Here is a 13,788-nt window from a genome sequence, read left to right as displayed (position 1 = left end):
GATCGGCTAGCCTGAGGCGGACATCACAATCGCAGGGCTGCATCGCCCGGGTCACGCAGGGAGGTTTGCGAGATGGCAGACAGCTGCGACTCGGGCGTACCCGAGGAAACAACATGACAATCGCGGGACGAATTGCGGCACCTGTGGGGGCCGTGGGCGGTTTTTTTGCGATGGCCCTAGACGCTCTGGTGCTTAGCTTCCGTCCGCCATGGGCGTGGAGGGAGTTCCTCTCCCAAACATGGTTCGTCGTACGCGTGTCAATCTGGCCCACGATCTTCATGGCTATCCCGTTCGTCGTGCTCGCCAGCTACACGCTGAACATCCTGTTTGTCGAATTCGGTGCGGCTGACCTCTCGGGTGCAGGCGTCGCACTTGGCGTAGTCACCCAGGGCGGCCCGATTGTTTCGGTACTCGTCATTTCAGGTGCCGCAGCCACGGCAATGTGCGCAGACCTCGGGTCTCGCGTCATAAGGGAAGAAGTCGACGCGCTAAGGGTGTTGGGCATCAACCCAATCCAGGCACTTGTGGTTCCTCGGATACTCGCCACAACACTTGTTTCGGTCCTGCTTTCAGCGATAGTGACCATCACTGGTATTACGGCGGCGTACTTTTTCTCGGTTTTTCTACAGCACATCACCCCCGGCGCCTTCGTGGCCGGTTTACCGTTGCTCGTCGGGCTGCCGGAGGTCGTGATCTGTCTAGTGAAGGCTGCTCTCTTCGGCGTCGCCGGAGGGCTCATCGGTTGTTATAAGGGCATTTCGGTTGGTGGTGGACCGGCCGGGGTGGGCAACGCCGTCAACGAGACTGTCGTCTATACCTTCTTGGCGTTATTCGTGATCGACGTGTTCGTGACCGCCATCGGCGTGAAGGCAACGTTATGACTGTATCCGCGCCGAGCACGATGTACCCGGCGTTGCGCCGTAGGGCTCAAACGACCGTGGACGCGTGGAACCGCCTCGGACGCCAGATCGAGTTCTGCGCCGACACGATCGCAGGTTGCGGATACGCCGTGGTCCGTTATCCGAGTGAACTGTTGAAGCTGATAGCCGAAATGAGTCTGGGTGTGGGGGCGCTGGCGCTCATTGGCGGTGGAGTGGTCATCGTCGCATTCCTCACGATGTCGACTGGATCGATCGTGGCCATCCAGCTCTATCCGCAGCTGGAAGAGGTCGGCGTCGATGCTCTATCGGGTTTCATCTCTGCGCTTCTGAACACACGTTTCCTGGCGCCGTTGGTGGCGGGTATCGGACTGGCCGCAACGATCGGTGCCGGTGCAACTGCGCAACTGGGTGCCATGCGGATCAGTGAGGAGATCGACGCGCTCGAGGCAATGGGAATCCGCGTCATCGCTTACCTTTGTTCGACAAGGCTTGTGGCGGGAGTGATCGTGGTGATCCCCCTCTACACTGTCGCGGCGTTGATGGCCTACACCTCCACCCGGGTGGGCATGACCACGGTGTATGGCCAGTCGTCGGGGGTCTATGACCACTACTTCAACACGTTTCTCAACCCGATTGACCTGTTGTGGTCGTTCCTGCAGGTGGTTGTGGTCGGTGTCGTTGTGATGCTCCTCCATACCTATTACGGGTTCACCGCGGCCGGCGGTCCAGCGGGTGTCGGTGAGGCCGTCGGACGGGCCGTCCGATCCTCACTAGTGGTGTTGGTCGCCGTATTGCTTCTTGCGTCACTGGCTGTCTACGGCCCCTCCGGCAACTTCAACTTCTCGGGATAGGCCATGCTGAACCGACGCCGTAGATTGCAGCCCGCTTGGTGGGCCCTCGCTTTTGTCGGGGTCATCAGCGGCCTGGTGTTTTTGACCATGTCGCGCTTCACGGGCACGTTCGCGTCCGGTGTTCCAGTGGTGGTGACATCGGAAAGATCCGGTCTGGTCATGGAACCCGGCGCGAAGGTCAAGATGCGCGGCGTTCAAATCGGCCAGGTGGATGACATCGGCTTGCGCCCCGACGCGGCAACGTTGAATCTCGCGATCGATCCCGATCAACTCCGTTACATACCAGCCAATGTCGCAGCCAGGATAAGGGCGTCAACAGCATTCGGTGCCAAGTACGTCGAACTGGTCTACCCAGACCACCCCAGCGAAAGGCGACTCAGCGGCGGAGCGGTCATCGCATCGCAGAATGTTGCAACCGAGGTCGATACCGTATTCCAAAACTTGGTCGACCTGCTCAACCACATAGACCCCGCCAAACTCAACGGCGTGCTCTCCGCGTTCGCGGAAGGACTCCGAGGGCAGGGCCCAAGTATCGGCGAGTCAATAACGGACGCCAACAACGTAGTGCTCGAGCTCAATGGGCGCGTCGACAATCTCGGCCGCGACTGGCAATCGCTGAAGAACTTCAGCGATACCTACAGTGATGCCGCACAGAACATCATGAATACTCTTACCGCCGCCAGCACGACGAGCGAAACTATCGGTGGCAACGCAAAGCAACTCGACCAATTGCTACTCAGCACAATCGGTTTCACACGCAGTGGAGTTGAGACCCTCGGTCCCGCACGTGCCGACTTCGTCCGCACGGTGAACGACCTCGAGCCAACGACCGCTCTGTTGCTGAGATACAACCCATCATTGACCTGTTCAATTGTGGGCGCCCACCTGGCCCTGACGAAGTACGGGCTTGCCGGGCCCAACGCTGCTAACGGCTACGCCGGCACTATTTCAGGCGCCTTCCAGTGGGGTGACGACCCTTACAAGTACCCCGAGCACCTGCCGATTATCGGCGCCAAGGGTGGTCCGGACGGCAAACCAGGCTGTGGTTCGCTACCGGACGTCTCTAAAAAATGGCCCGCCAAGATGCTCATCACTAATACCGGCTGGGGAACCGGCTTGGACATACGCCCGAACCCCGGGATCGGCTTTCCGGGCTGGGCTAACTACTTTCCGGTGACCCGTGGGGTTCCTGAGCCGCCGAGCATCCGTCATCCGGGAGGGCCGGCCCCAGGTCCGGCGCCGGCCACCCCCGGGGGTCCGCCATACGGTGCACCGTGGTATGCGCCCGACGGAACGCCGCTGTTTCCCGGGCTGCCGCCAGGTAGGCCCTTCGACACACCACCACCGGACCCGGCGCACCTGCCGCCGGGTGCTGAGCCGGCCGCACCCCCGGAGATGCCGCCAACGCCACCTGCCGCGGGCACTTCCGCTGTTCAACAGTCGCAGCCGCAGATAGCGGGCGGGCCTCACGGATGAGAACGGGGTTGAGAGGCATTCTTTGGCGCCTCACGGTGTTCATGGTCGTGGCGCTGTTCTTCGTCGCTGCGATGTTCGTGGTGTTTGCGCAAATCCGGTTCAACTCCGAGGACACCTATGCGGCTGATTTCACCAGCGTTTCGGGGCTTGAGGAAGGACAGCACGTCCGCATCGCTGGCGTGGAAGTGGGCAAGATCAAGGACATTTCACTTCATCGCGATGCGACGGTGACCGTCCTTTTCAGCACTGAAGAGTCGGTTGTGGTAACCCACGGCACCAGAGCCGTCATCCGCTACGCCGATCTGGTCGGTGGCCGCTACTTGAGCCTTGAAGAGGGAGCGGGCAACGGCACGGTTTTGCGGCCTGGTGAGACCATCCCCCTCGCGAATACCTCACCAGCCCTGGACCTTGATGCGCTAATCGGTGGATTCAAACCGCTATTTCGTGCGCTCGACCCTGACCAGGTCAACGCGTTGTCGAGCCAGCTCATCGACGCATTCCAAGGGCAGGGCGCCACGATCAACTCCTTCTTCACCCACGTCGCCTCGCTGACCAGCATGCTCGCGGACCGCGATCAGCTCATCGGAGATGTCATCGGCAATCTCAATGCCGTCCTAACGTCGCTCGGTGATCAGAACGCTCAATTCGCCGAAGCCGTTGACTCATTCAGTCAGCTCATGGCAACGCTGACCGACCATAAAGCTGGGCTGAGCGACGCAGTGGCGTCCGCCAACAGCGCGGCAGGATCGGTTGCCGATCTGCTAGCTCAGGGCCGAGAACCACTGAAAACCGTCCTGCACGAGGGAGACCGAGCGGCGGGAATTGTGGTAGCTGATCACGACTATGTCGATGACCTCCTGGCTACCCTCCCGGAGGCATACCAAATGCTCGGTAGGCAAAGTCTTTACGGGGATTTCTTTGCGTTCTATATCTGTGACCTGCTGTTCAAAGTCAACGGCAAGGGTGGCCAGCCGGTCTTTATCAAGATAGCCGGTCAGTCGACAGGACGGTGTGCGCCAAAGTGAAATCATTCTCCGAGCGAAATCCTGTCGTGATAGGTGCCGTCGGCGTCGGGATGACGGCGATTATCACCTTGGCCTCGCTGAACTACGACCGATTGCCGCTTGTCGATGACACCACGTCGTACACCGCCTACCTGGCCGAAGCCGGAGGGCTCAATCCAGGTGCAGCAGTCCAGGTGTCCGGACTTCGGGTCGGTAAAGTCGAGGCCCTCAACCTGGACGGCCCGCAGGTGCTCGTTAGGTTCAACGTCGATAGGGGCGTGATGGTCGGTGACAGAAGCGAGGCAGCAGTCAAGACCAAAACCGTTCTAGGCGCGAAGATCTTGGAACTGACGCCTAGAGGGGAGAACAGACTCACCAGTCCGATACCCGTTGAGCGGACGCAGTCCGCCTATCAGCTACCGGACGCGCTCGGGGATCTGACGTTGACTATCAGTGGCCTTGATACGGACCAATTGTCGCGCTCGCTGACAGTGTTGTCCGAAACGTTCAAGGACACGCCGCCGGCGTTGAGCGCGGCGCTGCAGGGAGTTTCGCGATTCTCCGAGACGCTCAACGCACGGGATGAGCGTCTGCGCACGCTGCTGGCTAACGCCAATAAGGCAGCCACAGTGTTGGGAGAACGAAGCGACCAGATCGTGCAGCTCGTTCATGACACCGACGCAGTATTGGCTGCGCTAGTGGAACAGGGAGCGGCGCTGGACCAGGTGTCGGTAAGTGTATCGGCGTTGGCCAAGCAAATCGGAGGGTTCATCGAGGAGAGCCGGAACACCTTCAAGCCGGCTCTGGAGAAGCTCAACGGCCTTCTGGCGATCATAGACACGCGCAAAAAGGAGGTGCAGTCTTCGATTACGAAACTCAACGCCTACCTGATGACACTCGGTGAGTCGGTGTCGTCAGGACCATTCTTCAAGGCGTATATCGGCAATCTTATCCCTGGCCAGTTTTTGCAGCCGTTCATTGATGCAGCGTTTTCCGACCTCGGACTTGACCCCAACGTGTTACTGCCTTCGCAGCGTACGGATCCTCAGGTCGGCCAACGGGCAACACCGGGCCTGCCCGTCCCGTACCCGCGTACAGGTCAGGGAGGCCCTCCGAACCTGTCGCTGCCAGACGCGATCACCGGCACACCCGGTGATCCCCGTTACCCATATCGAGCTCCAATGCCGGCACCGGCTCCCGGTGGGCCACCACCAGGGCCCCCGGCGATCACGCCCACCGGTTCTGACCTGCCACGTCCAGATGCCGGCCAACCGTCTGCCCAGACGCACGACCTTGGAAGCGCACCCATACACGAAGGGCCTGCACAATGACACGCCATCGGCTGCGCATATTCGTCGCTGCCGCTTTGGCCGTGGCGATCACCGGCGGGTTGGTGGCTGGATTGCGCAGCGAGGAGGTAGCGGCTCGAATTCGGATGGTGGCTTATTTCACCAGCAGCACAGGCGTTTACCAGGGCGACGAGGTACGCATCCTCGGCATCCCGGTCGGCAAGATTGACAGGATCGAACCCCAAGGCACACAGGTCAAGATCAGCTTCTGGTATGACGCCAAATACCAGGTGCCCGCTGACGCAAAGGCCGTCATCGTGTCGCCGACGCTAGTGCCTGCACGAGCACTTCAATTGACGCCCGCCTATCGGAGCGGTCCGTTGATGGCCGACAATGCGGTGATCCCGCTGGAGCGAACGGCCGTGCCGGTCGAGTGGGACGATATGCGCATCCAGCTCGAACGACTTAGCGCGACGCTGCAGCCTACTCAGCCGGGGGGTGTGAGCACGCTCGGCGCACTGGTCAATACAGCGGCAGACAACATGCGGGGCCAAGGGGCGAATCTGCGAAGGACCCTGATCGGACTCTCGCGGGCATTCGCGGCACTTGGCGACCACAGCAACGACATCTTCGGTACCGTCCACAGTCTTTCGGTGCTGGTATCAGCGCTCGGCGACAGTACCAACGCAGTTCGTGAGCTGAACCAAAATCTGGCGGCCGCAACAGGTGTGCTGGCAAACGATCCCGAGGAAGTGGGCGACGCCGTACACGACATCAACTCCATCGTTGCCGACGTGCAGCAGTTCGTAAGTCAGAACCGAGACACAGTGGCCACGACATCAGACAAACTCGCTTCCATCAGTGCTGCCGTAGCGGAAAGTCTCGACGATCTCAAGCAAACCTTGCACATCGGGCCCAACACGTTTCAGAACTTCACCAACATCTACCGCCCATCGAAGGGCGCGATTTCTGGCGCTATGGTGCTCAATCCACTACAGAATCCGATTACGTTCGTCTGTGGGGCGATCCAGGCCGCATCGCGACTCAACGCAGAACAATCAGCCAAACTGTGCGTGCAGTACTTGGCGCCGATCGTCAAGAATCGTCAGATCAACTTCCCGCCCGTCGGGGTCAATCCGGTCGTCGGACAGATCGCCCGCCCCAACGAGATTAGCTACAGCGAAGATTGGATGCGCCCCGACTATGTGCCTCCTCAACCGTCGGCCTCGCAGCCAAGTACCCCGGGTCCCCCTCCAGTAGCGGAAGGGGCGCTGTCAAAGGAGGCGGGAGCCAGTCCGGCACCAGAGTCGGCGCCCGTGCCGACTGAGCCGACACGCCCAGACCCAGCAGCCGGACTCCCCGGCTTGATGATTCCCGGCGGTACCGGATCATGACCCTTGCGCATCGCATCGGAGCAGCTGTTATCGGACTTGCCGTCACCATGGCAGCGTCGTCGTGCGGCTGGCGGGGACCTGAATCGTTACCTCTTCCCGGCACCCAAGGACGAGGGGCGGGCGCCTACACCATCCAGGCTGAGATCCCGGATGTCGACAATATCGCTCCCAACTCACGAGTACGGGTCGGCGACGTCACCGTCGGTACCGTCGCGCGGATCGAGCGTCAGGGTTGGCACGCTCTGCTCACCATGACGATCAACGGCGAAGTCAGGCTGCCTGCCAACGCCACCGCCACCGTGGGTCAGACGAGCCTGCTCGGGTCGAGGCATATCGAGCTCGCACCACCATCGAGTGACAGGCCAGAAGGTAGGTTGCACGACGGATCGCTCATTCCGCTGGATGCCGCAGCTGCCTACCCGACAACTGAGCAGACGCTGGCGGCAGTTTCGCTGCTGCTCAACGGTGGTGGTATCGGCCAGATTCAAGACATCACCGAGACGTTGAGCGGGGCGCTAGCGGGCCGCGAAAACGACCTACGTTCGCTGATGAGACAGGTTGACATGTTCGTCGCGTCCCTCAACGACCAGATTGATGAGATCATCGCTGCCACTGAGAGTCTGGATAGGCTGGTCGGCCAGGTCGCCGATCAGAAGCCGGCGCTTGATAGAGCTCTCCAAACGATACCTACGGCGCTGCGGGTATTGAAAGACCATAGAGAGAACTTGGCTAGCGCTATCGACACGGCTGCTCAATTCGCGGCGCTCACAGCCGATTCCGTAAATCAGACCAAGCAGAGCTTGGTCAGCGAGCTCAATCAGCTCGGGCCTGTACTGAGATCACTGGCCGACTCGGGGCCAGCGCTCACGCGATCGCTCAGTGTCCTGACGACATTCCCGTGGGTGAAAGAGAATATTCCGAACTGGTTCAGAGGCGATCTGGCCAACGCAGTGACTGTTTTCGATTTCACTCTGAGCCGGATTGACCAGGGGCTATTCACCGGCACACGCTTTGAAGGCGCACTCACCAAGCTGGAACTTCAGTGGGGCCGCACCATCGGGCAGCTTCCCAGTCCGTATACCTCGGGGAATCCGCTTCTCGCCCCCTACCACCAGGAGCCGTGATGCCGACACTGCACCTTCGGAGAAGGGTCGTAGTCCAGCTGGCCGTCTTCTCGGTCATAACGATAGTCGCGACGAGCGTCATGGCGCTGAGCTATATGCGGTTGCCGTGGCTTCTCTTCAACGCGAACCATTACGACGTAGCGCTTGACCTCTCGAACTCGGCAGGCCTCTACGAGCGCGCCGTCGTCAACTACCGGGGGGTTGAGGTCGGCAAGGTCAAGCGGGTTCACTTGACCGACGACGGAGTGCAAGCGATTCTGTCGCTCAAGTCGGATGTTCCCATCCCGTCCGATCTTGACGCGTCAGTACACAGCCAAACCGCCGTGGGGGAGCAGTACGTCGAGCTGTCGCCGCGCGACAACACCTCATCGCCGCTGCGCGATGGTGACATCATCCCACAAGACCGGGCATCGGTTCCGCCAGACATCAACTCGTTACTCGACGCGACCAACCGGGGGCTGACGGCTATTCCGGGGGACAGTCTGAAGACAGTCATCGACGAATCGGCCATCGCGTTCGGCGGCCTGGGGCCGGAACTTTCCCGCTTCGTGAGGGGTTCCACGACGCTGATCAAAGGCGCGCAACGACATCTAAGTGATCTGACAAACCTGGTGGATAATGCCGCGCCCATCCTTGATACTCAGACTGAAACCTCAGACTCGGTACGGGCGTGGGCCGCACACACGGCGGAGATCACCGGACAGCTACAAGCCAGAAACGATGACCTGGCCGGTGTGCTGATCAACGGTCCCGCAGCGCTCGAAGAAGGCCGAGCGCTGCTTGATCGTCTCCGGCCTACGCTGCCGATTCTGCTCGCCAACCTCGCAACCGTGGCTCCCGTACTGCTCACCTATCAGCCGAACGTGGAGCAGATGTTGGTGCTACTTCCCAAAGCAGTGGAGATGGTCCAGGCAGCGACACTTGCTGACTCTCAGATTGATTCGCCTTATCGTGGCATCAACATCGACTTCAATCTCAACTTCAATCTGCCACCGCCATGCATGACGGGCTACCTGCCTGCCGAGCAGATGCGGTCCGTCAGCGAAGTCGATCACCCGGACCGTCCCGAGGGCGATCTTTATTGCCGGATACCGCAAGACTCGATGTTCGGTGTCCGTGGCGCGCGAAATATCCCGTGCGCCGGCCGGCCAGGTAAGCGGGCACCGACGGCAAAAATGTGCGAAAGCAACGAGAACTATGTGCCTTTGAACGACGGCTTCAACTGGAAAGGCGACCCGAACGCAACAATGTCGGGTCAAGATGTGCCGCAGTTGGCGCCGGGTATGCCGTCCCAGGGCCATGTCGGCGATGCGCCGGTACCGGTGGCCGCGGCCGAATACGATCCGGAAACCGGCCGCTACATCGGCCCTGACGGGAAGACCTACACCCAGAGCAATCTGGACGCACATGCGCGTGATGGCCAAACGTGGCAGTCGCTGATCTTGCCGCCGACTTCCTGAAAGCACCTAGAGCTCAACATGGTAGGAACCGAAACGGTCGAGACCTAGATCCGCACCGTTTGCGACGTGACGATCGTGGGTCGTTGCCTGGCGCGACAACTAGCTGTCAGCGGCCGCGACTCTTGGGAAAGTCTGGGCGGTCAGGGCGCCAAGTTGGTGGCTCATGCGGTCCCGCTTGGTTCGAAGGTACCGGACATTGTGGGGGGTGGGCACCGTTGGAAGTGCCACTCGGCCAACCAATTCGACCTCGTGCCCGTCGAGTCCCCGGTACTTCGCCGGATTATTGGTGATCAAGCGGATACGCCGAATCCCCAAGTCGGCAAGGATCTGGGCTCCGATACCGTAGCTGCGTGAATCAACCGGGAGCCCTTGGGCGCTGTTGGCCTCGACGGTGTCCATCCCGGCGTCCTGAAGGGCGTATGCACGAATTTTGTGGGCCAGGCCGATGCCGCGCCCTTCATGCCCGCGTAGGTATACCAGTGCACCACAGCCCTCGGCTGCAATCGTCTGGAGTGCGAGCTCTAGTTGGGCACCGCAATCACACCGGAGAGAACCTAGGATGTCACCGGTGAGACATTCACTGTGCACCCGCACGAGTGCTCCGCTGCTGCTGGCACCTGCCGAAGTGATGTCACCGATTGTCAACGCGAGATGCTCGGTGCCGTCGACGCGGTTTCGATACGCCACCGCGCGGAAGTCCCCGAATTCCGTTGGCATCGAGGAGCTTGCGATTGGCTCGACCATCCGCTCGGTGGCGCCGCGATACCGAATGAGATCCGCGATGGCAAGCACCGGGAGGCCGTGCTCAGCAGCGAAGTCAGCGAGTTCCGCGCCGGTTCTCATAGTGCCGTCGTCATTGACCAGCTCACCGATGACCCCGACGCCCGACAGCCCGGCAAGAGTCAATAGGTCAACCGCGGCCTCAGTGTGACCGGCTCGCTCCAGAACTCCGCCCCCTCGCGCGCGAAGAGGGAAGATATGGCCGGGACGGTTGAGTCGGTCTGGTCGCAGGCCAGGGTCTGAGAGGGCCCGAACCGTTGCGGTACGTGCCGCCGCCGACACGCCGCTACCTGTTCCGGTCAGATCAACGGTGACAGTGAAGGCGGTACTGTGGGTGTCAGAATTTGTGTTGACCATCGGTGGAAGGCGCAATTCGTCCGCTCTGGCGGCCGGCATTGGCGCGCAGACTATTCCAGTCGTGTGGCGAACGACGAACGCCATTTGTGCCTCGGTGACGAACTCAGCGGCAACTACCAAATCGCCCTCGTTTTCGCGTTCCGCATCATCGGTCACGATGATCATTCGGCCCGCGAGCAGACCGTCGATAGCTGCGCCGACCGCCTCAGCGGGTGTGTTTCGCGTCATGGCGGATTGTCCGTGAGTGCCGCATGGGTACCAAAAGTGCGTTGATGGTAGGTAAGCGGTGGCCTTTCGCTGTGCTCAACCGCCCGGACGGACCCCAGTAGAACGACGTGGTCGCCTCCATCGACGACATCGGCTAGATCGCTGACGAGAAATGCAGCGGAGCCGGCAAGGCGTGGGATCCCTGAATCGTCGTCCCAGCTGACATCGGCAAACTTGCTTGCGCCACCCTTGCGCGCGAAGGCTAAGGCGAGTCCAGATTGTGTGCTGCTCAAAACGTTGAGTCCAAAGACGCCAGTTCTCCGCACCATTTCGAGAAGTTCGGACTCGCGATCCAAAGACACCAGGACCATTGGTGGCGCCATGGACAGGGATGCGAAGGCACTGACGGTTGTTCCGTGGGGACGCTCGCCCGCCATCGTGGTGACGACCGAGACGGGCGTACAGACCGAAGCCATCATCCTGCGGAAGTCTGCTTGCAGCGCGGTCGGGCGGGCGGCGCCATTGGGAATTCGATGTGACATGTCACCTCCAGAGTCAGTGAAGCAGAGGCTCTTAAGTCGTTCGCGGAGGCTCCCTTTCCCGCAGCGGGCAGCTATGCGCAACGAGGGCCACACGATTAGAGGTGGTACCGATGTCATGGCTCTCGCCACCGCCCGTAACGACAACGCTTCCCTGCTGAACCGGCACTGCACACCATTTGCGCGCATCGACAGCCGACCGCAGGGGCGTCGTCGGTGGTCTGGGCTGAAATTCGTGACATGGACGTCACACCTAGGGTGTTAGGACCGTACTGTGGTGGTTGACAAGGAACTTTGAGCCGTACGTGAGGAAATCGTCTACCACCTCGGCGAATGCCTCCGGGCGGTCACCCTTCAAATCGTGGGCGGCGTCGTAGACGATCATCGTCCAGCAGTCCCGAATTGTTTCCTTGTAATGATGTGCTTCGTCTGGAGAAATGACTCCGTCATCGCTTCCGAACAGGACCAGAACCGGGATCTCGAGTGAGCGCAGAGCGTCAACCAGAGACTCATCGACATCAGGGCCCATTATTCTCGGATAGATCTCCGGGAGTGCCGGAGGACTGTAGTCGGATAGCCATGGCTTTCGTTCGGGCCGTGCGTTGAACGCTCGTATGAACACATCGCGGTCGGTCAGAAGATTGGCCGGACGGGTTGTACAGCAGCGGAACGCCGCAGGCGCTTCCACCGAGACCGACGCCACGTTGTCCGCGAAATCGACGGCCCACCACAGGGCTACGATGGCACCCATCGACGTCCCGGTCAAGGCGTACTTTTCGATGCCCACCGCGGCAACCGCTGCGGCCAATGTCGCCGCCATCTCGCGGCCACTGGTTGTCCGGTTGTTAGCGGGAGAGCCACCGAATCCGGGCAGTTCGAGCGCAATTACGCGTCGACGTTGAGCCAGTATCTCGAATGCCGGCCCGGTGGCGTGACCATCGGGTCCGCCAGCGCCGTGAACCGCAACGAGGGGTAGCTGGTCACTGTCGCCACGCTCCCAGTATCGGATTTCGAATCCGTTGGCGGTTACCGAGTGCTCTGTGAAACCCCTCAGCTTGGGATGGCCATGTGTCACGTTGTCTCCTTAAAGCCTGGTCTTTGGTCAGGCGTTTGCATTGGCCTTGGTGTTAACGCTGTTTGGCAATTTGTGAACCTCAGGCAGGACGTGCCGAGCGAACATCTCGAGGTTCTTCTTCGCGAGTTCCGTCGGCAGGCCGAATCCGCCGAAGCTGAAATCCATCGCTCCAACGCCGAGCTGGTGGTACTCGCGGATGGCCTCGAAAACCTGGTCCGGAGTGCCCACGAAACGCGGAGCGCCCCAGGTGCCTAGCGGCTTTTCGAGGGACTCCCGCGTGACTCCGGCAGAATCGCCGTACGAGCCTTTCACCGATTCTTGAAAGACCGCAGCGGCTGCGGCAGTTGGCGGGCGGAAGAACGTCATTGATCCGAAGCCGTGCTCAGCGCATTCTTGGCGTGCGCGTTCCTCGGTCTCCGCGACGTACACAAAGTTGCGGTAGAGAACGTTCCCATGTCCCACCTCACGACCGAGCGCGGCGGCCCCATCGTGGAACCGTTCGATGGAACGACCCGTTGCTTCGGGAGTGCCGTAGCTGATGGCGATATCGCTGCCCATCTTCAAAGCGAAGTCGACCGATTCCAGACTGTTGCCCGAGAGCATGACTCGTGGGGGTGCCGCGTCCAGGAATTTCGGCCATACGGCAATAGTGCGGAAGCGGTGGTGAACGCCTTCCCAACCGAAGGGCTCGGGCTCCTTCCACGCACGCAAAATCAGCTGGACGCTCTCCTCCCAAACATCACGCGACTCAGCAGGATTGTTGAAGTAGGTGATGACCTCGTTCGGTGTCCCACGCAGCAACGCAACTCCGTAGATCTTCCCGCCGCTCAGGAGATCAAGTTGAGCAATTTCCTCTGCGAGCCGTACGGGATTGTTCATTGGGAGGTTGGGTCCGAGAAGGGCAATTCTGGCGTTCTTCATCCGCTCGCCGAGAACGGCGGCCGTAATGTGACAGTTCGGCTCGAGCCCCGGTCCGCCGTAATGATGTTCGGAGACGGTCACGAAGTCCAAGCCGATGTCGTCCGCCAACTCGTACAGCATCATTGAGTCCTCGTGTGCCTTGCGCGCGAGCTCTGGCTCGTAGAAGCGGGGCCGCCGCGGCCAGCCGTGAGGCATCGCAGGGCTCTGATAGTCCGCGCCTCCAAAGATCCCGATTTCCATGCTGGCTTCCTTTCGCTTTCATACTCATACTAACTTGCCAATGTACTAACGACAACCCATTATGCATAATCGGTAGAACGTCCGCGCAAGAGATGTCAGAGGAAGTGTGATGACGAGTGCTCACCACCCGCTCAGGCGGAAAGTAGTCCCAGGCGGGGAGCACGGGGAGCGCCCCGAACCCCCAAGGAGG

At 60.7% G+C, this 13,788-nt stretch carries 12 protein-coding genes; 8 read left to right on the top strand and 4 right to left on the bottom strand.

Annotation, left to right across the window (positions count from 1 at the left end):
- Window positions 1–113 precede the first annotated feature (113 nt).
- From RCP80_RS22055 to RCP80_RS22020, 8 genes are read left to right on the top strand one after another with little or no spacing between them, the layout of a single operon-like run.
- Entirely contained in the window at window positions 114–881 is a 768-nt protein-coding gene (locus RCP80_RS22055; RefSeq protein WP_308479705.1) for an MlaE family ABC transporter permease, read from the top strand.
- A complete protein-coding gene (locus tag RCP80_RS22050; protein ID WP_308479704.1) occupies window positions 878–1,732 on the top strand; it encodes an ABC transporter permease in 855 nt (284 codons plus the stop codon). The genes RCP80_RS22055 and RCP80_RS22050 overlap by 4 nt, the downstream gene beginning before the upstream one ends.
- Before the next feature lie 3 nt (window positions 1,733–1,735).
- On the top strand, window positions 1,736–3,208 hold the full coding sequence (locus RCP80_RS22045; protein ID WP_308479703.1) for an MCE family protein: 1,473 nt from the start codon (window positions 1,736–1,738) through the stop codon (window positions 3,206–3,208).
- Window positions 3,205–4,233: an MCE family protein gene (locus tag RCP80_RS22040; protein WP_308479702.1), complete on the top strand. Its 1,029-nt coding sequence runs from the start codon at window positions 3,205–3,207 to the stop codon at window positions 4,231–4,233. Before RCP80_RS22045 ends, RCP80_RS22040 begins: the two co-directional genes overlap by 4 nt.
- Window positions 4,230–5,543, top strand: a complete 1,314-nt coding sequence (locus tag RCP80_RS22035; RefSeq protein ID WP_308479701.1) for an MCE family protein — start codon at window positions 4,230–4,232, stop codon at window positions 5,541–5,543. The genes RCP80_RS22040 and RCP80_RS22035 overlap by 4 nt, the downstream gene beginning before the upstream one ends.
- The gene (locus RCP80_RS22030; RefSeq protein WP_308479700.1) at window positions 5,540–6,895 is read left to right on the top strand and encodes an MCE family protein; all 1,356 of its coding nucleotides are present in this window, start codon (window positions 5,540–5,542) and stop codon (window positions 6,893–6,895) included. The genes RCP80_RS22035 and RCP80_RS22030 overlap by 4 nt, the downstream gene beginning before the upstream one ends.
- Window positions 6,892–8,019, top strand: coding sequence for an MCE family protein (locus RCP80_RS22025; RefSeq protein WP_308479699.1), 1,128 nt, complete (start codon window positions 6,892–6,894; stop codon window positions 8,017–8,019). The genes RCP80_RS22030 and RCP80_RS22025 overlap by 4 nt, the downstream gene beginning before the upstream one ends.
- Window positions 8,020–8,027: 8 nt before the next feature.
- Entirely contained in the window at window positions 8,028–9,479 is a 1,452-nt protein-coding gene (locus RCP80_RS22020) for an MCE family protein (protein WP_308482976.1), read from the top strand.
- A 99-nt stretch (window positions 9,480–9,578) separates the two neighbouring features.
- Here the strand turns inward: RCP80_RS22020 and RCP80_RS22015 are convergent, their stop codons facing one another.
- The 4 genes from RCP80_RS22015 to RCP80_RS22000 form a co-directional block, all read right to left on the bottom strand.
- A complete protein-coding gene (locus RCP80_RS22015) occupies window positions 9,579–10,844 on the bottom strand; it encodes a bifunctional 3,4-dihydroxy-2-butanone-4-phosphate synthase/GTP cyclohydrolase II (RefSeq protein WP_308479698.1) in 1,266 nt (421 codons plus the stop codon).
- Window positions 10,841–11,365: a flavin reductase family protein gene (locus RCP80_RS22010; protein ID WP_308479697.1), complete on the bottom strand. Its 525-nt coding sequence runs from the start codon at window positions 11,363–11,365 to the stop codon at window positions 10,841–10,843. The genes RCP80_RS22015 and RCP80_RS22010 overlap by 4 nt, the downstream gene beginning before the upstream one ends.
- Before the next feature lie 250 nt (window positions 11,366–11,615).
- The gene (locus tag RCP80_RS22005) at window positions 11,616–12,437 is read right to left on the bottom strand and encodes an alpha/beta fold hydrolase (RefSeq protein ID WP_308479696.1); all 822 of its coding nucleotides are present in this window, start codon (window positions 12,435–12,437) and stop codon (window positions 11,616–11,618) included.
- Between the two features lie 27 nt (window positions 12,438–12,464).
- Window positions 12,465–13,598, bottom strand: coding sequence for an LLM class flavin-dependent oxidoreductase (locus RCP80_RS22000; protein ID WP_308479695.1), 1,134 nt, complete (start codon window positions 13,596–13,598; stop codon window positions 12,465–12,467).
- Between the last annotated feature and the right edge of the window lie 190 nt (window positions 13,599–13,788).

The sequence above is a fragment of the Mycolicibacterium sp. MU0053 genome (assembly GCF_963378095.1).
GTDB lineage: Bacteria > Actinomycetota > Actinomycetes > Mycobacteriales > Mycobacteriaceae > Mycobacterium > Mycobacterium burgundiense.
The sequence above is the reverse complement of the archived record's forward strand: the minus strand, read 5'-3'. Positions and strand labels throughout refer to the sequence as shown.

What these genes read in the sequence shown, in the direction of transcription:
- RCP80_RS22055 (WP_308479705.1), top strand. Translation starts at nt 114, where the DNA reads ATGACAATCGCGGGACGAATTGCGGCACCTGTGGGGGCCGTGGGCGGT.
- RCP80_RS22050 (WP_308479704.1), top strand. Translation starts at nt 878, where the DNA reads ATGACTGTATCCGCGCCGAGCACGATGTACCCGGCGTTGCGCCGTAGG.
- RCP80_RS22045 (WP_308479703.1), top strand. Translation starts at nt 1,736, where the DNA reads ATGCTGAACCGACGCCGTAGATTGCAGCCCGCTTGGTGGGCCCTCGCT.
- RCP80_RS22040 (WP_308479702.1), top strand. Translation starts at nt 3,205, where the DNA reads ATGAGAACGGGGTTGAGAGGCATTCTTTGGCGCCTCACGGTGTTCATG.
- RCP80_RS22030 (WP_308479700.1), top strand. Translation starts at nt 5,540, where the DNA reads ATGACACGCCATCGGCTGCGCATATTCGTCGCTGCCGCTTTGGCCGTG.
- RCP80_RS22025 (WP_308479699.1), top strand. Translation starts at nt 6,892, where the DNA reads ATGACCCTTGCGCATCGCATCGGAGCAGCTGTTATCGGACTTGCCGTC.
- RCP80_RS22015 (WP_308479698.1), bottom strand. Translation starts at nt 10,844, where the DNA reads ATGACGCGAAACACACCCGCTGAGGCGGTCGGCGCAGCTATCGACGGT.
- RCP80_RS22010 (WP_308479697.1), bottom strand. Translation starts at nt 11,365, where the DNA reads ATGTCACATCGAATTCCCAATGGCGCCGCCCGCCCGACCGCGCTGCAA.
- RCP80_RS22000 (WP_308479695.1), bottom strand. Translation starts at nt 13,598, where the DNA reads ATGGAAATCGGGATCTTTGGAGGCGCGGACTATCAGAGCCCTGCGATG.